Raw genomic sequence first — 24960 nt, forward strand, 5'->3', positions numbered from 1 at the left:
CTAGCGCAGCGCCCGCAGCGCATTCAGGATCACGGCCACATCGATGACTTCCTGCAGCATGGCCCCCGTGACCGGCGGCAGGAAGCCGGCGCCGGCGAAGATCATGGCGACGAGCGAGAGGCCGATGCCCGCGAAAATGCTCTGGACCGCGATGGCGCGGGAGCGTCTGGCTATTTCGATGGCCGAGGCGATCCTACCCAGATCGTTGCGGATCAGGACGATGTCAGCGGCTTCGGCTGCGGCCGCAAGATTGGTGGCGCCGACGGCGATGCCGACATCGGCGGCTGCGAGTGCTGGAGCATCGTTGACGCCATCGCCGACCATGAGAACCTTTCCGCCCAGGCGTTTACTGGCCGCACGTTCCCTGGCAATGACCTCGACCTTCTCGACCGGAGACAATCGCGCCTCGACGGCATCCAGCGACAGCGAGCCGGCAATGGCGGCAGCGACGCTGCGCTCATCGCCGCTCGCAAGCACGATCCTGCCAAAACCCAACTTGCGGAGTTTGGCCACAAGTTCGACGGCATCGCCGCGCAGGCGATCCTCGAAGCCGATTTCGCCTGCAAGCCGGCCATTGATGAAGACGCTTGCCTGCATTGTGCCTTTTTTCTCGGGGGCACGCGGCGGCTTGCCATCGGGCGTGAAATAGGTATCGCCGCCAACGCTCACCCTGATACCATCGACAAGCCCGGAGATGCCGGCGCCCGGAAGCTCCGATACATCAGTCGGGCGTGACAGCGTCAGCTGGCGTCTCTGGGCCTCCCTGACGATCGCGCGGCCGACGACATGCGAGGATGCCTGGTCCAGCGAGGCGGCAAGCCGCAAGATCCTGTCCGGTCCTTCCGGCCCGTCGATCGAGACGACCTCGGGATCGCCGGCCGTCAGCGTGCCGGTCTTGTCGAAGACCGCGACGGAGGCATCCGCCAGGATCTCCAGCGGACCTGCGCCCTTCACCAGCACACCCGCCTTTGCAGCCTTCGAGGTTCCGGCCGCAAGGGCGACGGGAACGGCCAGGATCAGCGGGCAGGGGGTTGCAACGACGAGAACCGCGACGATGCGCGCCATGTCGCCCGACAGGATGGCGGCTCCGGCCGCGATTGCCAGCGTCAGCAGAAGAAAGGCGATCGCATATCGATCGGCCAGCCGCGCTATCCGCGCCTTGGAACGCTTCGATGCCTCGACCAGTTTGACGATGCCGGAATAGGTGCTGTCCTCGGCGCGGCTTTCCACCCTGATCTCGATCGCGTCCCCGGCATTGGTGGCGCCGCTCGAAATCCGCTCGCCACTGGAGACGGCGACCGGAAAGGCCTCGCCGGTCAGGACGGATTGATCGATCGATGCATGGCCTGTCATCAGCGTGCCGTCTGCGGGGATGACGTCGCCTCTGCGGATCATCAGGACATCACCCATCGCAAGTTCGGGAATGGGGACTTCTTCGATACCATTCTGGCGCAGGCGAAGTGCCGTTCGCGGCACCTGCGCCAGCAAGGCCGTCATGCCTTCGTCGGCACGCCGATGCGCATAGGCTTCCAGAAACTGGCCGCCGGCATACATGAGGGCGACGATCGCTCCGGCAAGATATTCGCCGAACCAGAGGGTCGCGGCCATTGCGAGCGCGGCGATCAGGTCGAGACCGAGATCGCCGTTTCTGAGTTTTGCAAAGATGTCGATCAACAGGAATGCGAGAGCAGTGCAGGTGCTTGCCGCCAGCACGAACCGGCTTGCAGAACCGTAGCCCAGCAGGAACAGACAGAGAGCTACCAACAGACCGATGAGGGATGCCGACGCCATCATCGTCGACCTCAATCCGATGCTGGGCATCCAGGCGGGCAATTCCCCGAAAATGCGAATTCGGGGTTGAGCCTTCGGCTCGTCCAGAACGCTCATGGTCGCACGCCTCCCATTTTCCTTTCGGGTGCGCAGGATCGATGCTTTGAAATCGTCGCCTGAGATCCGTTACGCGCCCGGGAATTTGGCACAATAACAGGATTTTTCCTTGATCTCTCTCAAGCTGCGCCTGCCTGGCAGGAGCGGGTCGGCAATCGGGCTGACCGGTAGCCGCGCTCGCGATGCCGCAAGCGCCATAAAGAGCTGGCGTAAGCGGTGTGCCGTCGCAGGTTGACAGAAAAACCTGGATTCGGCCTTGATGTCCGGAACCCTTAATGGGCATGGCGGCTATGTGCCAACTGCGGTCATTGCGTGGGGAAGGGTAACCCCTATGGTGGAGTCTTAACGGCACACTCGAAATCCTCCGCGGAGGCTATTTTTTCCTGGGAACTCGGAGATGGCTCGAATTGCGATAATTGGAAATGCTGGAGGGGGTAAATCTACACTCGCACGCCAGCTTGCTAACAAACTCGGAACACGGCACACGGAAATCGATAGCCTGCTTTGGCAGGAGGGGTGGATCGACACGCCCCTCGAAGTTTATAGGCAGCGGCATGCTGACATTATAGCCGAAGATCACTGGGTAATAGATGGCCTTGGTCGCGCAGATTCCATACCCGAGCGACTGGATCGCGCCACGGATATCGTGCTTATTGATATGCCACTGTGGATGCACTTTTGGTTGGCGGCTGAGCGGCAGATTGCTTGGGGTGCTGGATTACTCGAGCACCGCCCCGGTGGCCTCACAACAATGCCCCCCACCAAAGCCCTATTTCAAGCGATGTGGGATGTTGAGCAATCTTGGATGGCCAAGATTCGCGCCTTGTGCGTCGAGGCAGAGCAACAAGGGAAAGCAGTGGTCCGTTTGACAAGCGTCGAGGAGATCGACGCTTTCGCCGCTTCAGCGTGATATCCGTGCCGAAACCCGATCTCCGGCTAGGCCCTACTATGCCGCAGTGTCAGGGGCACCTGATTTAGAAAAACCTCCGAACGCTTTCTGATCGATGAGTATCAGAGTGTTTGCCAAGGAAGGCGTGGTTTCCTTGATCGCCTTAAGCCTCCGATCGAACAGGCGCTGCAGGCTTTCAATGCAGCGTTTCGTCCATGGCTGACCTGTTTCTGCCGAACGTATACGACCATCACTTGTCTATTAGGTTTCGCTGCGTTAAATTATGCAAGATTTAGTTGCATTCATTGTACCAGATCGATAGGTCAATGGATGGCGAAGCGATACCTTCGGATGACACCATGATCTGGAACAATCGCATCACACGCATCACCGTTGGTCTGCTGCTGCTGGCAATCATCGCTGTCGTCTCATTGCCAGCGATTACCGGCTTTACGAGCCTTGATGGCACCGTCAATGCGCGGTTCGCTTTTGTCAATGCTCCTATCGACGGCACGATTGCGGAAGAACCCCTCAAGGTCGGCAGCCCGGTCAGAGCGGGACAATCCCTCGCAGAAATCAAAAATACGCGCGTCAATCGCGCAATCCTCGCTTCGCTCGAGGCAGATCGCAACACCGCACTCGACCGCGTCGCAGCACTAAAAAAGGAACGGGAGGAGCTTTCCGCGCTTCGCGGAGAATTATCTGCCAGATTGGAAGTCTACAAGCAGACTACCATTGCCAATCTCGAACGCGAAGTCGAAATCCTGCGGAAGAAAGTCGAGGTGTCGCAAGCGCAGGATCTGGTCGCGCAAGTCGACCTGAACCGTCGGATGGAGCTCGAGTCAAAAGGCATACTTACGCAGAAGCTGGTTGAGGCCGCGCGCGCCGCGGGAGCTGCAACCGGCGGCGAAGTCGAAATCAGCAATCTAACCGTCGATCAATTGCAACAAAGGCTCAATGCGGTCCGCCAGGGAATCTTTGTCTTCGGCGACGGACAGAATGACGTGCCTTATTCGCGACAGCGCGAGGACGAGGTTGTCGTTCGCATCAACGACTTGAACTCACGCATAGCGGAAAATGAGACAAAAGCCACTGAAGTTCAAAAGCAGTTGGTCGAAGAGAGAAACCGTGTCGGCAGCCTTGAATCCGCAACCGCGATAGCGCCGTTCGACGGCGTTGTTTGGAGCAGGAGTATCGTCAATGGTTCGAACGTCGTGCTGAACGACGAGCTGATGCGCCTCCTCGACTGTCGAGAGCTGTTTGTGGATATCCTTGTTCCCGAGGTCAATTATGACGAGATCTATCCTGGTCTTGTCGCGCAGGTGCGCTTATTCGGCCGCAGCGATGTCTTCAAGGGCACGGTCATTTCTGTCAGAGGCAACTCGGCTTCGGTCGAGACCGATTCCTTTGCCGCCAGTTTGCCGCCGTCGACACAGCGCAATGCCCGTATTTTGGTTCGCCTTGATCCATCCGTCATGAACGACGATTTTGCGAATTCCTGCCAAGTGGGGCGCACAGTGCAGGTACGGTTTTCCAAGCATGGCATCGACGTGTCCAACTGGGTCAAAAGCCTGTGGTTCAGTATCTTGTAGCGCTGGCTCCGACCTTTCTCGTTTTAGCCTTCTTTTTCCTGGGGCCGTTCAATTGGTCGCGCCATCACACCTGGACACGGGCGGTGACCTGCGCGTTTGTCGCAGCAGTCGCATTGCGATACATGTTCTGGCGCTTGACGGAGACAGTGCTTCCCTATCCCAACGACGGTGCGAATTTCTACTGGGTTTGGATCCTCTTCGTGGTGGAGATTCTCGCGTGCGTCGAGGTCATCCTTTTTCTGGTATTGATGAGCCGCTACGTCGACCGGAGCGCAGAAGCGGACAGGCTGGCGCGCGTTTTCTTTGCGCGAGAGCAGTGTGAACTTCCGACTGTCGATGTTTTCATTCCCACCTATAATGAGCCGCTCGACGTGCTCGAGCGAACCATCATCGGCGCTCTGTCGCTGGAATATCCTTCGGATAAATTGAATGTGTATGTGCTTGACGATCAACGCCGAGACTGGCTGAAGGCCTATTGCGAGGAGAAGAACGCCATCCACGTCACTCGCGGCGACAACAGCCATGCCAAAGCGGGCAATATGAACAATGGGCTGAAGGTCAGCTCGGGCGAGTTTATTGCAGTCTTCGACGCCGATTTTGTTCCCTATCGACATTTTCTTCGCCGGACTCTGCCCTTCTTCAGCGATGAAAGCATCGGCATCGTCCAGACACCTCAACATTTCTTCAATGTCGATCCGGTGCAATCGAACCTGGGTTTGGAGAATATCTGGCCGGACGAGCAGCGCTTGTTCTTCGACGAGATCGCGCCCAGCCGAGACGCCTGGGACGTCAGTTTCTGCTGCGGGTCATGCTCGATTGCCCGCCGCAAGGCCATCGACGCAATAGGAGGGTTTCCGACGGAGTTGATCACGGAAGACCTGCTGACAACTCTTTCGATGCTCAACAAAGGTTACAAGACCCGCTACCTGAACGAGCGGCTGTCGATGGGACTGGCTGCCGAAAACCTGACCGGTTATTTTGTGCAGCGCGAGCGGTGGTGTCAGGGAGGAATTCAAACCCTTTACCTTTATAACGGCCCGCTGCGCGGCCCGGGATTGACGCTCTTTCAACGGATCATGTTCCTGCCAGCATCATGGCTCGTACAATATCTGGTTCGCTTCATGATATTGCTCGTTCCCATCGTCTATCTCTGGCTCGGCCTGATCCCGCTTTATTTCACTGATATAGCCGATTATGTGGCTCATCAGGTGCCGCTGCTGGCGGCCTATTTTCTGCTTATGCTGTGGATCACCCCGACGCGCTATCTGCCTGTGATTTCCAGTGCCGTCGGGACCTTTGCGACATTTCGCATGTTGCCTACCGTGGTCTCCAGCCTGGTGCGACCATTTGGCAAGCCGTTCAGGGTGACGCCAAAGGGCAGCGGCAACGAGTCGAACCAGTTCGACCGCTACAGCTTCGCCTGGATCGCAAGCATGATTACGGTCACTGTCTTTGGTCTGCTGGTCAACATCGTACCGGAAACGTCGCACGTGCAAGGCCAGTTTTCACCGGTCGCGGCCTGGTGGTCAGGTATCAATATCGTCGTCTTGCTCATCGCGTCACTCATCTGCTTTGAGAAACCCCGGCGCCTGTTTCATGCGTTCAAGCTCGATGAACCCGCGATCGTAGACGATGTCCCTGGCCAAATCGTAAGTTTGGCACTGGACAAGGCAGTCGTTGCAGTCCCTACCATGGCCCGATTTCAATCCAAATCGGTCGTGCTTAAACTGCCCGGCTTTGCTCCGTTCAAATCAGAGCTCAGACAGGTCACCCAACGACGCAGGACCATAAGTCGCAGCGGTGACAAGCAATCTTACTACCTGCACCTGCATTTCGAACTCAGTGACTCTGCTCGCGACAGCATGATTGTGAAACTCTACACTGGTCAATATTCGCAGGACATTCGCGACATCGATAAAGTCGCGGTCTCTCTTAATCTTCTTCTGCGGTCGTTCGGGCGGACGCGCACGTTGTAGTCGACCGTCAAAGCGCGGATCGTCCGCGACCATGTGCCGGAAGCGGCCAACGGCCCACCGGCTTGCCACCGCGTTGCCAATCGCAAAACATCCAAGCCCGCGGATGTGCTACATTGCGTCATCGCGTGCTTCTGTCGCGGGAGGGATCGAGAATGCAGCGCAAGCTGGCTACGATCATGGTCGGGGATTTCGTCGGCTCCACCGCCGCGATGGAATCGGATGAAGAAGGTGCAATCGCCCGGATCGACACTGTCCTCGAGACGGTTCGCATGATTGTCCAGCGCCATGACGGCCGTGTCTTCGGCACGGCGGGCGATGGCCTGCTCGCCGAGTTCGCCAGCCCTGTCAATGCGCTGAGGTCCGCCATCGAGGCGCGTGCCGAGATTGCTGCCCTTCCCGGAGCGAGCGGCGGCGACATGCGGTTCGGCCTCCATCTCGCCGACGTCGTCGTCGTAGGCTCGGACCTGCGCGGCGATGGGGTGAACATCGCCGCGCGCATCGAGGCGTCTGCGCCACCTGGCGCAATCGAGGTTTCAGGGCTGCTTTACGACCAGGTCCGGCGGGTCTCGCCTTGCGGATTCGAAGATATCGGCGAAAGGCAGCTGAAGGGAATTTTGGAGCCGATCCGGATCTACCGGGTCACTGAACTGGTGGACCGTCACGTCTTTCAGTTCGCTCCGACGCGATCCGCCCCCAATGCTGCCCAATCCCCACGGACCAACTCGATTGCAGTGGCGCGGTTCGACGTGGCACCTGGCGCCGTCGCAGATCAATGTTTCCTGGCGGAGGGCATTACCGACGATCTGACGCTCGAACTCAGCCGCCTGAGGGGCCTGTTTGTCAGTTCGCGCTCGGCGGCAACCGCGCTGACGACGAAAGATCCCGTCGAGATCGGCCGCCTTCTCGGCGTCGGCTACGTCATCAGCGGCTCGATCCGGCAAGTGGGCGACGACCTGCGGGTCAACATCGCGCTTACCGAGACGGGAGAGGGGCTCGTCATCTGGTCGGATCGTATCAGGCGTCCGTTTCGCGAGTTGCTCGATGTGCTGGACGAGATCATCGCTCGTGTTGCAGCAACCGTGTCCGGACGGATCGAGCAGTCGGAACTTGCGGCAGCACGGCTGAAGCGCCCGGAGAATATGACGGCCTATGAGTATTATCTGCGCGGTCTGGACCATCACCGCCTGGTTGGCGTGTCGGATATTCACGTCCACGAAGCCATGGCCTGGTTTGAGCGATCAATGGCGGCTGACCCCGGTTTCGGCCGTCCCTTCGCAATGCATGTCTGCTCGTGGAGCAACCTGCCAAGCTTTGACCTCAATAGGGCCGAACAGCAGGTCGCGCACGCACTCGCCCTCGACCCGTCCGATCCGGAAGCGCATCGCATCATGGGCGCGATCAAGATGAAATCGGGCGACTTCGTTTCGTCGCGTTACCATCACATTCGTGCCCACGAACTTGCTCCGAACGACGCCTATATTCTCGGCCGCAGCGCGGCGTTCTATGTCTATGTCGGGGAGGCTGAGCGCGCCCTCGAAATGCTTGATCGCGCCGAGACGCTTGATCCCTTCCTGCCGGTCTGGATCACCGAAGAGCGGGTGGCGGCCCTATACGCGTTGGGCCGTTTCGAAGAGATGATGCGCGTCGCCCTGACGCTGCCCTTCCAGACAAGGCGCAAGTCGCTCTACCAGATTGCTGCAAGCATGGCCTGCGGCGACGCTGGAAAGGCTGAATTCCTGGTTCGGCAAGCACTTTCCCTCGATCCGAGCCTGTCGGCGGTCTACATCCGGATGCAGGAGACCTATGCAGACGAGTCCGTCACTGACACCCTTGTTGAGCGGAATTGCGATGCCGGCCTGCCGCTGACGCCGCGCAAGCCCGTAGCCCGGAAGAAGTCACTCTCGCTGAGATGATGATCGCCGGATCGCAGAGCCATCAGGCTTTACGCATGTGGTCCATCGGGATGACGCGGCGGCCGCTTCTACGCTTTAAGTCTGGCGATCTGCGGGCCGACAATCGCGGCAAAGAGGCTGGGCTCGCCAAGCACTCGGGCCGACAGCATGGCGCCGTGAACCGACGCCATCAGGATCTGCGCTTCCTCTTCGGGCGATCTGGCGAGCCGGAAGAGCTTCTTCTCTACGCCGGCCTTCAGCACCGATGTCAGCCAGGCCGCCAGGTTCTCGAAATGCCGGCGCACATGGGCTGCCACCGGCTCCGGCAGCATCTGTATTTCGGCCGCGAGCATGGCGCAGACGCAGAACGGCTCCGACGCGTCGAGGATGCATTTCTGCCAGTAGTCCAGATAGGCCTGCAGCTGTTCGACAGGGCCGGGGACGTGCTCGCGTAGCGACTTCAGGCCGGATTCGGCGCGCTGCGTATAGCGGTCGACCAGGACCTGCACCAGCTCGGCCTTGGTGGGGAAATGGTGGTGGATGCTCGCCTTGCGGATGCCGACCGCATCGGAAATATCGGCATAGCTGAAGCCGTTATAGCCTCCCGCCACGACGAGGGACTGCGCTACATCAAGGATCTTTTCCGAGGTCGTCTGTTCCATGCAGCTTGCCTATCTGCGGGTAGGAAGGCTGTCAAGTTTGGCACAGCGGGCTCGCTCACGCGCATGTGTTCCAGCCGGCAGAGGGCAGCGGCGTTTGACGGTTGACTCTCTAACTATAGCTACCTACTAGTAGGAAGACAAAACAAGGAACCTGTCATGCAAAACCAATCTTCTCCGCAATCGAGCTGGTTGCGATCCTACTACTTCATCCGCGCGCTGTTCTCGATCGGCTGGATCATCGCCGCCATCCTCTCGGCCACTCTGTCGGGAAGCCAATCGGCGCTCGCCTCCGTGCTGCTCGTCATCTATCCGGCCTGGGATGCGGTGGCGAACCTGGTGGACGCCCGCTCGAACGGTGGCCTGAAGGCGAACCCCGCCCAGACGTTCAACGTCGCCGTCAGCACGATCACCACGCTTGCCGTCATCATAGCCGTCCTGAACAGCACCTATGCCGTCCTCGCGGTCTTCGGCGTCTGGGCGATCCTTTCCGGCCTGTTGCAGCTTTCGGCCGGCGTGCGGCGCTGGCGCATCTACGGCGCGCAATGGGCGATGATCCTCAGCGGTGCGCAATCCACGCTCGCCGGCGGTTTCATGATCAGCCAGTCCTTCGGCTCCACGCCGCCGAGCATCCTCGACATTGCGCCCTATGCCGGGTTCGGTGCCTTCTATTTCCTGCTCTCGGCTGTGTGGATGACGGTTGCTGCATATCGAAAGGCGAATGCGTGATGGGTGAGGGGCGCCAGCCCCAAACCGGAATGTGAAATATTTTCCGCGAATGTCTCGCGCGAAACTCCCCTTGCAAAGGAATTCACGGAGCGCTTCGTGCTGATGGCATGGGCGCGCGGAGAATTGCTCATCGTCATCCTTCCCGCGGATTCCAAAGCCGAAGGTTGTGGAATTCCGCTGATGCGACCGAGCGCAATGCCCGCGCAAGTTTATACATGCATAGGAGTGCTCAACTTTGGTGAGGGATGCGGGGGCGCATCCCTCAACACCTGCATTTGCGTCGGCAAGGGGAACACGCATGACGGTTACCAATTCGATTATGTCAGCAATCTACCAATCCTCGACATACCGGTCTTCAAAGACGACGGTTGAGGAGTGGCGGGCTGCAAAGTCCGGTGCCGGGGCGGGCAATGACGAGGTGTCGGCCTATTCCAACGCGACGGTTGATGGCGGCGACGGCAGCGATTACATCAGCGCCTATGATCATGCGACCGTCAGTGGCGGGCGGGGCGACGACGTCATCGATACCTACGATTATTCCATCATCGACGGCGGTGACGGCAATGACGAGATCTGGACCTATGCCAATTCCACGGTTGATGGCGGTGCCGGTGACGATGGCATCAGTGGCTACGGCAACTCCGATGTCAGAGGCGGCGCCGGCAACGACCACGTATCCGTCTACGATCATTCGAAGGTGAATGCCGGGGCAGGCAACGACTGGGTGAGTGGCTACGATTATTCTACCGTCGATGGCGGAGACGGCAATGACTACATCTCTGTCTATCGCGACTCCACTGTTGATGGCGGGGCCGGCAACGATGTCATCGAGACCTACGAACGGTCGGTCATCACCGGCGGCAAGGGCGCCGACCGGATCCAGACCGGCGGCGGCTCGATCCTCAAATATGCCGCGGGCGACGGGCGCGACCAGATCATGGTCTCCGGCTCCGCCACGCTGGAGCTCGGCGAAGGCATTTCCGCCGATGCGGTGCAGGTCACCGTCAATGGCCGCACGGCGACCATCAGCATCAATGGCAATCCCGACGATGTCATCACTGTCGAGCTTTACGCCGGAGCGTCGTCATCGCTGACGATCGCCTTTGCGGATGGCAGCACGCGGCAGGTCACCGCCCAGCCGGCAAGCGGAGGCGGCATGCCGCATCTGCCGCAAGGCCCCGTCGTCTTGCCGCCCGGCGAGCCACCGATGTCGAAGGAGGCGTTTGAAGCAATGATCCGTGACCCGAACATGTCGCAGGCGCAAAGGGAATATCTTGTCGGTTCGTTGGCGCCGGCGATCTACGGCATTCCTAAGTACGATCTCTCCAATGCCGTGCGGTTGACACTGCCGCCCGGTGCCATCAAGCCCATGTCGCCGGAGGTCAAGGCCCAGCTTGCTGCCAACGAAGAGCTGGCGCGCCAGCTGCAGGCGGAACGTGATGCTGAGAGGGCTGCCAATCCGGAGCTCTACAATCCGCAGACCGAGAGCAATGACATGTATGAAACCAATGTCGCGACATTGCCCGATGACGCCATCAAGCCGCGGATCGAATATATCACCTATCTCATTCAGAGCGGCGAGGCTGACAAATATTCGTTCCACGCCGGAAACGGCGACCAGACCACCAACTCGATCCACCAGTTTCTCTTCTGGCTGCAGCAGCGCGCTCAGGAGACGGAAAGCGACGGCACCTATTCGCCCGGCATGTTCGGGTAAACAGGGGCCGAACTGTTAATCGAGTTTCCGTGCTGGGAGGCTTGCGTGGTTGCGGTGTAGCTGCTGGATAAGCGGCGGGATGGATGCTGTTGGGTGAGGCATCCATATACCTCCCTCATCCCTGTGTCCTCGTGCCAGCACGAGGACACAGGGATGAGGGAGTGGGGAGGAGGGCGTTGGTGCCCAAAGCAACCTCTGCATTCGAGGGGTGTCGATCGAGGATAGGTCTGTTCTCTCATCGCTATTCCATTCCCCGGTTGGCAAATCGCCGCCGCAGCGGCTAGTCTCGCGCCACCCCACCTTCGGCGTCAGGCGCATTCGTCCGGCCAGCCACATCACGAGGATACCATCATGAGCACTATCGAAGCCGTTGCCGAAGAGGCCAAGGGCTGGCGCCGTCATATCCATCAGAATCCGGAGCTGCTCTTCGATCTGCCGGAGACGGCGGCCTTCGTGGCGGGCAAGCTTGCGGAATTCGGCTGCGATGACGTCACGACCGGGCTTGCCAAGACCGGCGTCGTCGCCGTTATCGAGGGCACCAAAGGCCCGGGCAAGACGATAGCGCTGCGCTGCGACATGGATGCGCTGCCGATGTCGGAGCAGACCAATCTTCCCTATGCCTCCAGAAATGCAAACCGCATGCATGCCTGCGGCCATGACGGGCATACGGCCATGCTGCTTGCCACCGCCAAGTGCCTTGTCGAAAGCCGGGATTTCTCCGGCAAGGTCGTGCTGATCTTCCAGCCGGCGGAGGAGGGCGGCGGCGGAGCGCGGGTGATGATCGAGGAGGGGCTGCTCGAAAGTTTCGGCATCGACGAGGTCTATGGCATGCATAATGAGCCGGGGCTAGAGATCGGTTCCTTTGCCACACGCGCGGGCCCCTTCATGGCGGGTGCCGACCGTTTCGTCATCACCATCAACGGCAAGGGCGGTCATGCGGCTGCGCCGAACATGACCCGCGATCCCGTTCTCGTCAGCGCCCATATGGTGACCGCGCTGCAATCGATCGCCTCGCGCTTCACCGATCCCTTCGATCCGGTCGTCGTTTCCATCACCTTCTCGGAGGCCGGCAACGACAAGGCGTTGAACGTCATCCCGGCCTCCGTGCGCCTCGGCGGTACGATCCGCACCATGCAGGCGGATACGAGGAAGGCCGTCGAGCAGCGGTTCCGCGAGATCGTGCATGGCACGGCGAAACTCTTCGAGACGGAAGCCGAGATCGACTGGCGGCCGGGTTATCCTGTCACGGTCAACGATGCCGGGAGGACGTCGGCCATCGTTGCGGCGGCATCGAAGGTAGCCGGCGAGGGGCAGGTGGATGCGAAATACGAGCAGTCGATGGGGGCTGAGGATTTCTCCTACATGCTGGAAAAGCGCCCGGGTGCGATGATCCTGATCGGCAATGGGGATAGTGCTGGTCTGCATCATCCCGCCTATGACTTTAACGACAAGGCGATTGCGCATGGGGTGCGCTATTGGCTGTCGCTGGTCGGGCAGGAGCTTGGGGGAAAGTAGAGCATGCCGGCAGTGGGGCCGCGGAGCATCCCGGTCTGCTGCCCACGCAATGGACAGCAGCTTTCCAGTCACTCGCTTTCCGGCTCAAGGCCAATTGCGTCACGAATGCCAATCCCGGTCGCCGATTGCCTTAATTGATTTTGGAACAGAGCTGCGTCCCGAGGGTTGAGGTGCGAGGCCGATCCCGGCTTCAACACCCAAGGAGAATATCATGCCGAACCAAAACGCCTCCAACGACAGCGGCAAATCCGGCCAGTCGAGCAAGAGCGGTGACGTCAAGTCCACCAAGAAGGCTGCGGACACGAAGGCCAGCTCAAGCACACGCGGCGGCACTCACGAGCAGCACGTCAAGGCTGGCGAGCAGAGCCATAAAAGCAGCAAGTAGATCGGAAACGATCAGGGAAGGGCCCGCAGCAAGCGGGCTTTTTTTGTGCCCACGCCACGCCGGTTGCGGAAATTGCGCAACCTTCATTTCTCCATCCGATCAATAAGACGCGCCCGGCGCGGAACTATTCGGCTCCGCTTCTGTTAGGCATTGACCCACCGACGCATCAGATCCTCGGCAGGTCGTGAGAGACCCTCTCTCTGAAACATCTCGGGGCTTTCCGTGCTCTCCACCGCCCATCCCAGGATGGGGCGCGAATGACGGCAAGCCACCACGCAAACACCCGAGCGGAATCTGTAGTCAGCACGCTGCATCGATGCAGGCGTGAACCAAAGGAATATGCCTATGCCCACTTCCCAGCCAACGATGGCCCAGCCATCGATCTCCCGGCCGCGCGGCGATGCCGTGACCGCCGATACCAGGATCTTCGATCCCTCGCTTACCGGCGCCCTCAACAAGATCTCGTGGGGAGCGGTGTTTGCCGGCGTCGTTCTCGCGCTTGCCGCCCAGTTTCTTCTGAACCTGCTTGGTGTCGGTATCGGCGCTGCCGTGCTTGATCCCGTCAGATCGGACAATCCGGCCGCCAGCACCTTTTCCATCATCGGCGGCCTCTGGTTCGTCGTTGCCGGCATTATCGCCGCCTTCATCGGCGCCTATGTCGCGAGCCGCCTCTCGGGCCGTCCCAGCCAATCCACGGGCGGTTTTCACGGCATCACCTCCTGGGCGGTGACGACGCTCGTCATTCTCTATCTTCTGACAACCTCCGTCGGTGCTCTTGTCGGCGGTGCATTCAGCGGCCTTTCGGGCGTGGTCAGCGGCGTCGGCAACAGTGCGGCGACTGCTGTGACCGCTGCCGTACCGGCAATTGCCTCGGCCACCGATCCGATGGGCGATATCGAACGCCAGATCCGCGATGCGAGCGGCGGTAACGAGCCGCAGGCCCTGCAGACTGCCGCAGTCTCCGCCATGCGGGCCGTGGCAACAGGCAACCAGGCCGGCGTCGATGACGCCAAGGCCCATGCTGCCGATGCTCTGGCCAAGGCCCAGAACATCCCCGTCGATCAGGCGCGCACCAAGGTCGATCAATATGAAGCCAACTACAAGGCTACGGTCGAAGCTGCCCGCCAGCAGGCGCTCGTTGCAGCGCAGGCCACGACCACGGCCGTTTCCAGAGGTGCACTCCTCGGGTTCCTCGCGCTCGTGCTCGGCGTCGTTGCAGCCTGGTTCGGCGGTGTTGCCGGCACCAAGCCCGCCGTCGTCGTCGAAGAATACACGCTCGGCAGAAATACCTGATCCAACCCCTGAAGGGACAAGACCATGCCAAAGAATCTCAACGATCTTCTCTATGAAACGCTCAAGGATATCTACTTCGCAGAAAAGCAGATCCTGACCGCCCTGCCGAGACTGGCGGAAGCGGCCCAGGCGACCGAGCTGAGAGAGGCCTTCCAGACCCATGCCACCCAGACCGCCACCCATGTGGCGCGTCTGGAACAGATCTTCGACATCATCGACAAGCCCGCCGAGCAGAAGCCTTGCAAGGCAATTCTCGGCATCATCGAGGAAGGCAAGGAAGTGATGTCGGAATTCGAGGGAACGGCTGCACTCGATGCCGGCCTGCTCGCCGGCGCCCAGGCCGTCGAACATTACGAGATCAGCCGCTATGGCACGATGCTCGCCTGGGCCGAACGTCTCGGCCTCGATGAGGTCGCAGCCCTGCTTGCCGAAACCCTCGACGAGGAGGAGGCAACCGACGAGTTGCTGTCCGAGATCGCCGAGACGACGGTGAATGCCGAAGCTGCCTGATACTGGTCGTCATTGGCCGGCGTGCTTTTAACGGAGCACGCCGGCTTTCGTTTGCCCGGCGAACGTCCGGTTGGGAGCGCGCCTTACAGCCACTTCGGCACTTCAACCCGCTGAAACGCGCGCAGCTCCTCGATCAATCCATCCGCATCCGCATTGACCGAAATCGAATATCGATGGGCCGGCGGCAGGAATTTCGTTTCCACCATATGGTCGATGAATTGCAGAAACGCGTCGAAAAATCCGGCGGAGTTCAGCAAGCCGACCGGTTTGTCGATTTCGGAGAGCTGGTTCATCGTCCAGACCTCCATCAGTTCCTCCATGGTGCCGATGCCGCCTGGCAGCGCGATGAAGGCATCGGCGAGTTCGGCCATACGCTGTTTGCGCAGGCGCAGGGTCGGCGTGATTTCGTCTGTCGTCAGGCGCGGGTGGGAATGGCCGCGCTGATTCAGGCTTTCCGTGATGACGCCATGCGCCGTGCCGCCGGCTTCGAGCACGGCATCGGCGACGACGCCCATCAGGCCCTTTGTCGTGCCGCCATAGACGAGGCCGATGCCCTCACGGGCCATGGCCCGACCGAGCGCCCGGGCGCCATCGGCGAAATCTTCGGTTGCGCCGAAGTTCGATCCGCAGAATACCGCGATGGACTTGATGGAACGTGTCATGATCGGGCGCGCCTTTCCTGTGCTTTTGCTCACACGCATTAGCGGCCGGCTGCCGCAAAGGAAAGCTGTCGGGAGGCTCTGTGCGGTGTCAGTCCCGATATGCACAACGCCGATCACGCAATGTCAGCCTGCCGGCAGCGAGACGCGGAAGAGGGCGCCGCCATCGCCGGCATTGGCGGCGCTGATATCGCCGCCGTGGTTGAGGACGATGGACTGGCAGATGGAGAGGCCGACGCCGACGCCGTCCTGCTTCGTCGTATAGAAGCAATCGAAGATGCGGCCGAGATCGGCAGCTGAGATGCCGTCACCGCTGTCGCGGATGGAGAATTGGACCCTCCCGTCCGCCTCGCTGGTGGCAATCTCGATGCGTCGCGGCCGCTTGCCACCGCTGACGACGGCTTCGATGGCATTGACGAGCAGGTTGACGACGACCTGCTGCATCTGGATGCGGTCTCCGAGGAAGGCAGGCAGGCCGGGCCTGCACGCAACCGAAAGGCGGATCGCGTGCATATCGGTCTCATGGCCGACGAAGGACAGCGCGTCCTTGACGATGTCGTTCAGATCGAGCGGCATGCGTGTGTTCGTCTGGCCGCTCGCCATGCCCCGGACGCGCTTGACGATTTCGCTTGCCCTATGGGCGCTCGCCGCCATGCGCGCAGCAAGCTCGCCGAGTTTGGCGAGATTCGGCTCGTCGCGCGAGAGGTGCCGCATGGTGGTTTCGCAATCCGTGACGATAGCGGCAAGCGGCTGGTTCACCTCATGGGCGATCGAGGTCGCAAGCCTGCCGAGCATGGAAAGACGCGCCGTATGCAGCGGGTCGACCTCGTGTTCGTGTGGCTGTCTCCGCCCGGTGATATTCTCCAGCACGACGAGCAATGTGTCGAGACTTTCGGACGAGGGGAAGGTGACCGACAGTTTGACATCGAGGATGGCGCCCTTGAAGCTGCGCATCTTCATCAACTCCGAGAAGAGCTTGGTCCCGTCAAACCAGGTGCGCATCAGCCTTTTGATGGTCTCGGGCGAAGCCGCAAACAGGTAGCTCGCCGGCCCCACGAGATCATCTGACGAAGAGGCCTGTAAAAGAGAAACAGCCATCTCGTTGGCATCGGCGATGAAAAGGCCGGCCTGCGCGATACCACCCTGCCATAGGCCCTTCGACAACAGGTGCTCGGCATCACCCCTGGCTTTCAATCCGGCGAAGAGCGCCCTGAGACCCATGGCATCAAGCTGCAGGACCGGAACCGGGAGGTGATGGATGGAGACCGTATGGTGCGCCTCGCCACGCGGGCGCTTTGCCGGCAGGTCGCTTCCGGCACCGCCCTTGATGACGACGATCGGCGCCTGTTCGGCAGATCGCTCGCTGCGTCTGGCGTCATTCCATCGAGCAGCGATGTTTCTCGCTATCGGCGTGTCGGCCATGCGCTCTTCCTATGTGTTCAGCCAATATGTTTCGGCCCATATGTTTCAGCGGGGGCAATAGTTTGCTTGAGACAATAGTTTCCCGTTGTGGGCGCGCGCCGTTTTTGAGCGCGCATCCACCTCGCGGCCGCCATTGGCGACACCACATCCGTCATGATAGTAGCCATCAGGCTGAATAGAGTCGCGGCAGGTTAGAGCGGGGGCAAGGGCGGCACAATGCCCGCTTCCGTCAACAGGGTGTTGCGCTCAGTGGAACGCAGATGATCGACCTGGATGATATCAGAAGCTTCGTGGCGGTGGTCGAAAGCGGCGGCTTCAACCGCGCCGCCCAGCAGCTCGGCGTCTCGAAATCGATCGTCAGCCGGCGCATCGCACGCATGGAAACGGATCTCGGCGCGCAGCTGATCAACCGCAGCACGCGCGGCATCAGCGCAACGGAGGCCGGGCTTGAATTCAAGCTGCGCTGCGGGCGGATTCTGGCCGAACTCGAGGAAGCGCGGGATGCGGTCGCCACCTATGCCGGCGGCGATGTCACCGGGCGTCTGAGGCTTGCCGCACCGCTTGCCTTCGGCCAGCGCTATCTCGGGCCGATCCTGACCGAGCTTGCCGGCCGCCATCCGCGCCTCGAGCTCGACGTGTCCTTTTCCGACCGCGCCGTCGATCTCATCGGCGAGCATTACGATGCGGCGATCCGGCTCTTCGAGCTGCGCGACCCCTCGCTGATTGCGCGCCGCATCGCGCCGGTCAGGCCCTTCATCGTCGCCAGCCCGGATTATATCGCCCGCCATGGCCGCCCAGGCAGGCCCGAAGACCTGCTTTCGCATGACTGCATCATCTATTCCGGGCGCCATATTCCGGAATGGAAGTTCCGTGTCGGCGAGCGCATGGTGTCGATCCGCCCGAACGGTCGGCTTCTGACCGATAATGCCGAGGTGCATCTGAGCTGGACGCTCGCCGGGCTCGGCGTCGCGGAACTGCCGTCTTTCATCGTCGCCGATGAGATCCGCAAGGGCACGCTCGTGCCGGTGCTTGTCGATTATTATCTGGATGAGGGCGCGATCTACGTCGTGCGCCCGCCGGGGCCGCATGTGCCGGCCAAGGTGCGGGCGCTGATCGATATCATGCTGGAGCGGCTTGGCGGGGAGGGCAGTGCTGCCTATCCCTCGGTTCTGCAGGCAGGAGAATAGCCCTCTCCGGGAATTTCGTTACGGTTGTAACATAGGGATCAAATACCCGTTTTTGGCCAGTTTCAAGCAAGCTCTGCTTTCCAGTTTGCGCGCATCCACACGCCAAACAAAAGGATGAAACACCGTGATCGTCGGCTCCGATAATTCAACTCGCAACCTGTTCAGCTATATGCCCAGAGTCTCCGTCAGTGTTTTTGGCGAGGGGAAATACGAAAAGACAACCGGGGAGCTGGTGAATACGGTTCCGGCAAAAACGGATGATCAGCTGCTGGCCGAACTTTACGATCGCACCGCCCAGCAGACGCTCGACGATGCCGATATCGATGGCGACGGGCTGATGAGCAAGGATGAGTACATGGCCGCTCAAAAGCGGCTGGCTGATGCCGATAACAGGATCTTCGATATCGATGCCGCCGAAGAACGCTGGTCGACCTTCGATCCCACCGGCAAGGGAGCGATCGACAAGGATGAGATCATCGAGGGCCTGAAGATCCTGCTGCCGCTCAAGGTCGGCCATCTCGACGCTGACATGGCCGAGCGCATCCGCGCGCAGGCCCTGGAAGCCTCCAAGGAGGCGCTGCAGAATTTCCAGGACGCCATCGACGCGGAAAGCAAGAAGCCTGCAATGGCGGAAACGATCAAGACGACGATTGCCGGGCAAGCCTCGCTGCTCTCGCTCTATGACGAGTTCAAATAGGAGAGCAGCGCCGGCGGGGCGACGAATGCCACGTCGGCGCCCCGTCAAGCAACAGGAAGTCAAGCAAACAGGAAGTCAGGCAAACAGGAAGTCGCCGGACTGCAGGACATAGGCTCCGTTGAGCATCGCGACTCCAACGGCGCCGTCTCCTCCGGTACCATCCTCGTCCCAATAGAGCGTGCGGTCCGAGGTATTGAAGTAGAACTGGGCGTCTGCGCCGATGGCGGTTTTGCCGACATGATAATCCAGGGTGGCCGTGGTCATGCCCTGGAAATCGCTGGACTGGAACGACAGGAAATCGTCCGAGCCGAAATCGTTGATGGAAGCGAAGTTGGACGGGCTCGGTGCGGCGAGGACGAAAGTATCGCCGCCGCCGCCGCCGGTCAGGCCATCACTGCCGCCGCCGCTGACGAGCGTGTTGGCGGCGGTATTGCCTGTTAGCAGGTTGTTGCCGCTATCGCCGATCCCGGTAACGGCGCCCGTCTGAAGGATCAGAGTTTCAGCTCCGGTTCCCGCGAGCGAATAGGTTTCGGCCGTGGAATAGATGATATCGTTCCAATCCCAGATGCTGTCACCGGTATCGTGGACGACGTCGCTGGCGTTGTCGACCTTGTATTTGTCGTTTCCATCCCCGCCATCCATCGTGTCGTTGCCGGTACCGCCTGCGAGTATGTCATCGCCGGAGCCGCCGTATAGCGTATCATTGTCGGCGCCGCCATCGAGATAATCGTTGCCATCGAGACCGGAAAGCGTATCGCTTCCGGCAGCGCCGCCGAGCGTATTGTTGCCGCTATTGCCCGTGATGACGTTATCGAGCGCGTTGCCGCTCGCATACAGGTTACCCTCCGCGACAAAGGCGAGGTTCTCGACATTGGCCCCCAGCGAATAGCTCACCTGGGCGAGGATCGTATCGGTACCCTGTCCTGCCAGCTCCACGACCCTGTCGGCCGAGGTGTCGACGATGTAGGTATCGTCGCCCAGGCCGCCCGTCATCCGGTCGCGGCCGTATCCTCCGTCCAGATGGTCATTGCCCGCAAGGCCTGTAAGCGTATCGTTGCCGGAGCTTGCATATATGGCGTCGTCGCCGGCCGTGCCAACGAGGTTCTTGTCGGGATAGGTGCCGTAGATGCGGTTGCTCGGAAGTTCCACCGCATGGGCGTCGGTATCGAAGCGGACCTGAAAGATGCCGGAGTCATATCCCTGGACATCGGTATAATCACTGTCGGACGCCCAGCTGACGACCCAGCCGCCGTCATCGAGCGCCGCCACCTGGGGTATATCCTTATAGCTGTGGGTCAGCGTGTTGATGAGCGCCTCATCGCCGTTTTTCGTCCCGTCGGCGTTAAACGCCTGCTGGTAGACGTGATAGAAGGTGTCGGTGAATCCCATCACCGTCCAGGTCACAACCCAGCCGCCGTCGGCCAGAGCCGTCACCTTCTGGTTCGATGCATATGTCCCGTCGGTATCGACCTGGGCCTCGCCGCCTTGCGGCGTCCCGTTCGCGTTGTAGGCCTGCTGCATGATATGGCCGTCGTCGCCCGAAAGCCAAATCACCACCCAGCCGCCGTCGCCCAATGCTGCGGAGCCATGATAGGCTTGGTTGCCGTCCGTCGTGGTATTGACGCGTGTCTCCGTACCGAGCCGTGTTCCGTCGGCATTATAGGCCTGCTGATAGATCCCGCCGCTCGAACCGTCCTGGCCATTCGATTCCCAGATGACGACCCAACCGCCGTCGCGTGCCAGCACGGTCGGGCTGTCCTGATAGGAATTGGTGTAGGTATTGACGAGGGTTTCCCCGCCGTGCGGCGTGCCGTCGGCATTGTAGATCTGCTGGAATACGCCGGTTTCGGAACCGTCCTGCCCGGGCGATGACCAGGTGGCGACCCAGCCGCCGCCATCGACTGGCGCCATCGAGCCCAGCCACTGGTTTCCATCGGTGAAAGTGTTGACCCGGGCTTCTCCGGCGACCTTGGAGCCGTCGGCAGCGAAGGCCTGCTGGTAGATCCCATATCCGGAACCGTCCTGGCCTACAGACAGCCAACTGACGACCCAGCCTCCATCGGCTAGCCCCATGACCGACCGCGACCCCTGTCCGGCGCCTTCAAAAGTGTTGACCTGGGTCTCGCCGCCGCGCGGAGTGCCGTCCGCATTGAATGCCTGCTGATAGACCCCGGGGGTGGAAATCCCCTGGTCTCCCCAGGTCACCACCCAACCGCCATCTGCAAGGACCGTCACAGCCGGCATGTCCTGATTGCCCTCGACGGTAGTGTTGACGCGGGTTTCGGGTCCGACGAGGGCGCCTGTCGAGTTGTAGACCTGCTGGTAAACTCCGGAACCGCTGCCGTCCTCCAGCATGGAGGCCCATGTGATCACCCATCCGCCGTTCGGCAGCTGGGTGGTCGCTGCATTGTACTGAAAGTTGACCGTGAACGTGTTGACCTGAGATTCCACAAACGGCATTTACCTTCCTCCTCAGATAGATAGTAACCGAAAAAATGAAATGCGTTGCTGCAGATCCGATGCATATTATTACTATACCGTTCTCTTTTGACGATTAGCCGACAATCCCGATAATCTTCAAAAATCTTCAGAAGAGAACGGATATGCCCGTGCAACGGCATGGCGGTTTCTTCGAGAATGCCTCGTTCTACAGCAATCAGGAACGCGAGATCGGCATAAAAAGAGTCGTTCCCGGCAAAAGGCGACCGCTGGCAGCCGGGGCCCTTTTCGGCAGGACAAAGTGGCGGGCACCGGGAGCGGCCGGCGCGCTTACGCAGCCTGAACGCTCCTCACCACGCCCGTGCGGTCGATGACGCAGGCGAACTTGCGGCCCGAGGCGTCGAGATCGACGGTGAAGCCGCCGGCTTCGACCGGGCGCGAACTCGTCGGCAGGACTTTCGCCCTGTCGAGGCCGGCCTGTTTGGCGGCGGCATCGGCGCAGAGCAGCTGCAGGTCGGCAGGGGCGGTTTCGACCGCCGTGCGCGACATCTGGTCGGGTGGCGGGGCCGACTGGCAGGCGGCAAGTGCCGATAGCGAGCAAAGGAACAGGGCCGGGAGCGACCGGCTCTTCAAGAACATGCGCATACTAATTCCCCCATTTCAGACGCCTTTATAGAGGGCCGCGCCCTGCATCAGGACGATGACTTTGGCGCCGACCTTTATCCGCGAGTGCAGATCGATGATGTCGTCATTGTTCATGCGAATGCAGCCCGAGGATACGTCGAGGCCGATCGACCAGGATTCCGGCGTGCCGTGGATGCGGTAGATCGTGTCGGCATCGCCAGCATAGAGATAGAGCGCGCGCGCGCCGAGCGGATTGTCGGGGCCGCCCGGCTGGCCGGCTGCCCATTTGCGGGCATTCGGGTCGCGGGCCACCATCTCGGCGGGCGGCGTCCAGGTCGGCCATTCGGCGGTGCGCCCCACGCGGACGATGCCGGCCCAGCCGAAGCCTTCGCGACCGACCCCGATGCCGTAGCGGATCGCCTGGCCGCCCGGCTGTACGAGGTAGAGAAAATGCTGGTTGCCGTCGATGATGATCGTGCCCGGCTCCTCCGCCGTGCGGAAGGTCACGACCTGCCGGCGGAAGGCATCCGGAACCTGCTTGTTGCGGGCGAAATATTTGCGTGCCGTATTCTTGTCGTAGTCGACCCACTGGCGCGTCTTGGGATCGTAGATCTGCGTGCCGGCCGCAAGGGCGACATAGGCGGCGAGGCTAAGCGCCAGCGCGGTCAGCGCAGCTTTCTGCAATGTCCGGTTCATGGTTTTGCCCATCCCTGTATGCGGGCGGCATTCTCGGCCACCCATTTTTCCGCGTAATCGGCGGGCGGCGTCCGTTCCACCTGCAGCGCGTAGGTCATGGCAGTCACTTCCTCAGGCGTCAGATCGACCTTCTCCAGAAAGGCGGCGACATCGGCATGCTTGGCGCCGAAAGACGTCGACCAGGCGATGTGGAATTCGGATGGCGGCCAGGCGACATCGGCCTTCGAATGTTCGATCCAGAGCGGATCGCTGCCGGGCGCGATCTTCCATCGTGCGGGGTCGTAAGCCGGCTCTTCCAGCCGCGTCACCTTGTGCAGTTCGAAGACATTGTGCGGCGCGTAGCAGGCAAAGACCATCGGCCGGCCGGTGGCAACGGCTGCATCGACGGCGGCCATGCCGACATCCTCTTCCGCCTCCACCAGCGTGAGGTTGCTGGCGTAACCGTAGCTCAAGGCGCGCACCCGCTCGATGCTCGCCGAGGTCCAGGTTGCCGCTCCGATCCAGAGCTCGCCGCGGCCATCGCCATCGGTATCGAGCAGGGCGCCCTTTTCAGGATCCGAGAGATCCTTGACGCTCTTGATGCCAGCCTTTTCGGCGTCCTCGGTAGCGCAGAGGCCCTGCCAGGCGGCAACGGCGCGTTTGGCCAGAACCACCGCCTTCTTCTCATCGACATATTTTTCGATTGCCGCATCGAGGTTCGGTCGCCAGACCTCCGGGTGGATATCGAGCTCGCCGGATTCCAGCCCGGCAAAGGCATTGAGCTCGCCCATCTCGAGCAGGTCGGCCTCGAGGCCGAAGTTCTTGCCGATCGCGACCTTCAGGATATTGGCCGTCGCCTGTCCCGACGGCCAGTTCGGCACGGCGATCACGAGATCGGCGGCCTGGAGGTTGCCAAGGGATGCCGAGGCGATGAAAAGCGATACCGTAGCGGCAAGCATGGCCGCAGGTCGCTTAAAACTTTGCGGCGGTCCGGCGGGCGTGCGCCTCGCATGTTTCGGACTGTCTTCGTGATGATGTCTCACAGAAACCCCTCCGTTTCCGATCCTCGATGCTGTCGCGGAGCCGCGCGACGAACCCGATACCACCTATCATGGCACTCGCCATGTCCGGGGCTCCGGCGCATATACGATGCCGAACGCCGGCGGGCCCGATGTCTGCGCTCCTCTGCTGCACACGTCCTAAACACACCACGCGCATGCCGGGGAAGTACGTTACCGTAAATGCGGCCGTAAATTCGTGCGGCGAGCGGCGAAGCGGAAAGGAGGAGTGGGACTTGCGCGCCACTCGCCTCATCAATTGACCTGATCGGCTGGAGAAGGCAGAACGTCTCCCAAAAACCAGACTTGCCTCGAATCCAACCATAGGCTTTCGTGGCTGCATTTCAGTAGGATACCGGCACGCCCATGTTTTTCTTCGCGAAGGTTTTCTGGCTCACGTCCCAACCCGTCACGATCGGCTTCCTGCTGATCGCGCTCAGCGTCATCCTGATGATCTTCCGTATCCGGCGGCTCGCTATCGCGGCCGGGCTCCTGTCGCTCACGCTCATCTTCGTGAGCTTTTACACCACATCGGGTGCGCTGATCGTACAGGAGCTGGAGGATCGTTTTCCGCGGCCGGCCGCACCTGCCGATGTCGCCTGCATTGTCCTTCTCGGCGGCGGGATCGCGACAAAGGTCGATGGCGTGCGCGGTGGCTACAACCTGGATGACGCGGCTGATCGCTATATCGAAACGGTGCGGCTGGCCGGCGTCTATCCCAATGCCAGGATCATCATGTCTGGCGGCGATGGCAGTCTCACCGGAGGCTACGTCAAGGAAGCGGATATCATCCGCAGGATGTTCGACGATTTCCATATCGACCCGACCCGTGTCGAATATGACGCGGAGTCGCGCGATACCTATGAGAACGCCATCAATACAAGGGTGATCCTGCAGCGGCTGAACCTTAACCACTGCCTGCTCGTGACATCGGGTTTCCACATGCCGCGGGCGGTGGCAATCTTCCGCAATCTCGGCATGGACGTCACGCCCTGGGTCGCCGATTACCGTACGACTGGAAAACAGGGCCTGACGCTGTCGGCCGGCCATCCGATTGACAATGCCGACCTGTTGACGACGGGCCTGCGGGAATGGATCGGCATCGTCGCCTACTATTTCGCCGGGCGCGTCTCGACCCTTTATCCGCAGTGAGGG

General features: G+C 60.8%; 21 protein-coding genes. 13 read left to right on the forward strand and 8 right to left on the reverse strand.

Going from position 1 to position 24960, the window contains the following annotated elements; genetic code table 11:
- The gene (locus tag ACR9ZQ_RS13580) at nt 1–1821 is read right to left on the reverse strand and encodes a heavy metal translocating P-type ATPase (protein WP_481429313.1); all 1821 of its coding nucleotides are present in this window, start codon (nt 1819–1821) and stop codon (nt 1–3) included.
- 463 nt (nt 1822–2284) lie between these two features.
- On the opposite strand from ACR9ZQ_RS13580, the gene ACR9ZQ_RS13585 reads away from it, so the two are divergent.
- From ACR9ZQ_RS13585 to ACR9ZQ_RS13600, 4 genes are all read left to right on the forward strand, one after another.
- Nucleotides 2285–2797 carry a P-loop NTPase family protein gene (locus tag ACR9ZQ_RS13585; RefSeq protein ID WP_310388396.1) on the forward strand — a complete coding sequence of 171 codons (513 nt, stop codon included), beginning with the start codon at nt 2285–2287 and terminating at the stop codon, nt 2795–2797.
- Between the two features lie 338 nt (nt 2798–3135).
- Nucleotides 3136–4368 (forward strand): HlyD family secretion protein, encoded by a 1233-nt coding sequence (locus tag ACR9ZQ_RS13590; protein ID WP_481429314.1) that lies wholly within the window; start codon nt 3136–3138, stop codon nt 4366–4368.
- Nucleotides 4350–6344: a glycosyltransferase family 2 protein gene (locus tag ACR9ZQ_RS13595; RefSeq protein ID WP_481428053.1), complete on the forward strand. Its 1995-nt coding sequence runs from the start codon at nt 4350–4352 to the stop codon at nt 6342–6344. The genes ACR9ZQ_RS13590 and ACR9ZQ_RS13595 overlap by 19 nt, the downstream gene beginning before the upstream one ends.
- 152 nt (nt 6345–6496) lie before the next feature.
- Nucleotides 6497–8257, forward strand: coding sequence for an adenylate/guanylate cyclase domain-containing protein (locus ACR9ZQ_RS13600; protein ID WP_481428054.1), 1761 nt, complete (start codon nt 6497–6499; stop codon nt 8255–8257).
- 68 nt (nt 8258–8325) lie between these two features.
- On the opposite strand, the gene ACR9ZQ_RS13605 is transcribed toward ACR9ZQ_RS13600, so the two are convergent.
- A complete protein-coding gene (locus ACR9ZQ_RS13605) occupies nt 8326–8898 on the reverse strand; it encodes a TetR/AcrR family transcriptional regulator (protein WP_481428055.1) in 573 nt (190 codons plus the stop codon).
- 156 nt (nt 8899–9054) lie between these two features.
- Here ACR9ZQ_RS13605 and ACR9ZQ_RS13610 point away from each other — a divergent pair, with 156 nt between their 5' ends.
- The 6 genes from ACR9ZQ_RS13610 to ACR9ZQ_RS13635 all read left to right on the forward strand — a co-directional run bounded on the left by ACR9ZQ_RS13610 (nt 9055) and on the right by ACR9ZQ_RS13635 (nt 15044).
- Entirely contained in the window at nt 9055–9624 is a 570-nt protein-coding gene (locus tag ACR9ZQ_RS13610; RefSeq protein WP_310388388.1) for a DUF308 domain-containing protein, read from the forward strand.
- A 298-nt stretch (nt 9625–9922) separates the two neighbouring features.
- Entirely contained in the window at nt 9923–11341 is a 1419-nt protein-coding gene (locus ACR9ZQ_RS13615) for a hypothetical protein (protein WP_481428056.1), read from the forward strand.
- 351 nt (nt 11342–11692) lie between these two features.
- Nucleotides 11693–12856, forward strand: coding sequence for a M20 aminoacylase family protein (locus ACR9ZQ_RS13620; RefSeq protein WP_481428057.1), 1164 nt, complete (start codon nt 11693–11695; stop codon nt 12854–12856).
- Between the two features lie 211 nt (nt 12857–13067).
- A complete protein-coding gene (locus ACR9ZQ_RS13625; RefSeq protein ID WP_481428058.1) occupies nt 13068–13241 on the forward strand; it encodes a hypothetical protein in 174 nt (57 codons plus the stop codon).
- Between the two features lie 366 nt (nt 13242–13607).
- Nucleotides 13608–14534, forward strand: a complete 927-nt coding sequence (locus ACR9ZQ_RS13630) for a PhnA-like protein (protein ID WP_481429315.1) — start codon at nt 13608–13610, stop codon at nt 14532–14534.
- A 24-nt stretch (nt 14535–14558) separates the two neighbouring features.
- A complete protein-coding gene (locus ACR9ZQ_RS13635; RefSeq protein WP_481428059.1) occupies nt 14559–15044 on the forward strand; it encodes a YciE/YciF ferroxidase family protein in 486 nt (161 codons plus the stop codon).
- A gap of 83 nt (nt 15045–15127) precedes the next feature.
- On the opposite strand, the gene ACR9ZQ_RS13640 is transcribed toward ACR9ZQ_RS13635, so the two are convergent.
- Both ACR9ZQ_RS13640 and ACR9ZQ_RS13645 read right to left on the reverse strand, forming a co-directional pair.
- Complete coding sequence (locus ACR9ZQ_RS13640) at nt 15128–15706, reverse strand: LOG family protein (protein ID WP_481428060.1); 579 nt, start codon at nt 15704–15706, stop codon at nt 15128–15130.
- A 123-nt stretch (nt 15707–15829) separates the two neighbouring features.
- On the reverse strand, nt 15830–17125 hold the full coding sequence (locus tag ACR9ZQ_RS13645) for a sensor histidine kinase (protein WP_481428061.1): 1296 nt from the start codon (nt 17123–17125) through the stop codon (nt 15830–15832).
- A 260-nt stretch (nt 17126–17385) separates the two neighbouring features.
- Here ACR9ZQ_RS13645 and ACR9ZQ_RS13650 point away from each other — a divergent pair, with 260 nt between their 5' ends.
- On the forward strand, nt 17386–18312 hold the full coding sequence (locus ACR9ZQ_RS13650; protein WP_310388374.1) for a LysR family transcriptional regulator: 927 nt from the start codon (nt 17386–17388) through the stop codon (nt 18310–18312).
- Between the two features lie 124 nt (nt 18313–18436).
- Nucleotides 18437–19009, forward strand: coding sequence for an EF-hand domain-containing protein (locus tag ACR9ZQ_RS13655; RefSeq protein WP_481428062.1), 573 nt, complete (start codon nt 18437–18439; stop codon nt 19007–19009).
- A gap of 75 nt (nt 19010–19084) precedes the next feature.
- On the opposite strand, the gene ACR9ZQ_RS13660 is transcribed toward ACR9ZQ_RS13655, so the two are convergent.
- The 4 genes from ACR9ZQ_RS13660 to ACR9ZQ_RS13675 all read right to left on the reverse strand — a co-directional run bounded on the left by ACR9ZQ_RS13660 (nt 19085) and on the right by ACR9ZQ_RS13675 (nt 23706).
- Complete coding sequence (locus tag ACR9ZQ_RS13660; protein WP_481428063.1) at nt 19085–21469, reverse strand: calcium-binding protein; 2385 nt, start codon at nt 21467–21469, stop codon at nt 19085–19087.
- Nucleotides 21470–21778: 309 nt separating this feature from the next.
- Nucleotides 21779–22093, reverse strand: coding sequence for a hypothetical protein (locus tag ACR9ZQ_RS13665; protein ID WP_310388367.1), 315 nt, complete (start codon nt 22091–22093; stop codon nt 21779–21781).
- 15 nt (nt 22094–22108) lie between these two features.
- Entirely contained in the window at nt 22109–22768 is a 660-nt protein-coding gene (locus ACR9ZQ_RS13670; RefSeq protein WP_310388365.1) for a L,D-transpeptidase, read from the reverse strand.
- The gene (locus tag ACR9ZQ_RS13675; RefSeq protein WP_310388641.1) at nt 22765–23706 is read right to left on the reverse strand and encodes an ABC transporter substrate-binding protein; all 942 of its coding nucleotides are present in this window, start codon (nt 23704–23706) and stop codon (nt 22765–22767) included. The genes ACR9ZQ_RS13670 and ACR9ZQ_RS13675 overlap by 4 nt, the downstream gene beginning before the upstream one ends.
- A 465-nt stretch (nt 23707–24171) precedes the next feature.
- Between ACR9ZQ_RS13675 and ACR9ZQ_RS13680 the strand changes: the two genes are divergently transcribed.
- Complete coding sequence (locus ACR9ZQ_RS13680; RefSeq protein WP_310388364.1) at nt 24172–24957, forward strand: YdcF family protein; 786 nt, start codon at nt 24172–24174, stop codon at nt 24955–24957.
- Nucleotides 24958–24960: the final 3 nt, after the last annotated feature.

Source organism: Rhizobium sp. KNZ14-9A (assembly GCF_056755015.1).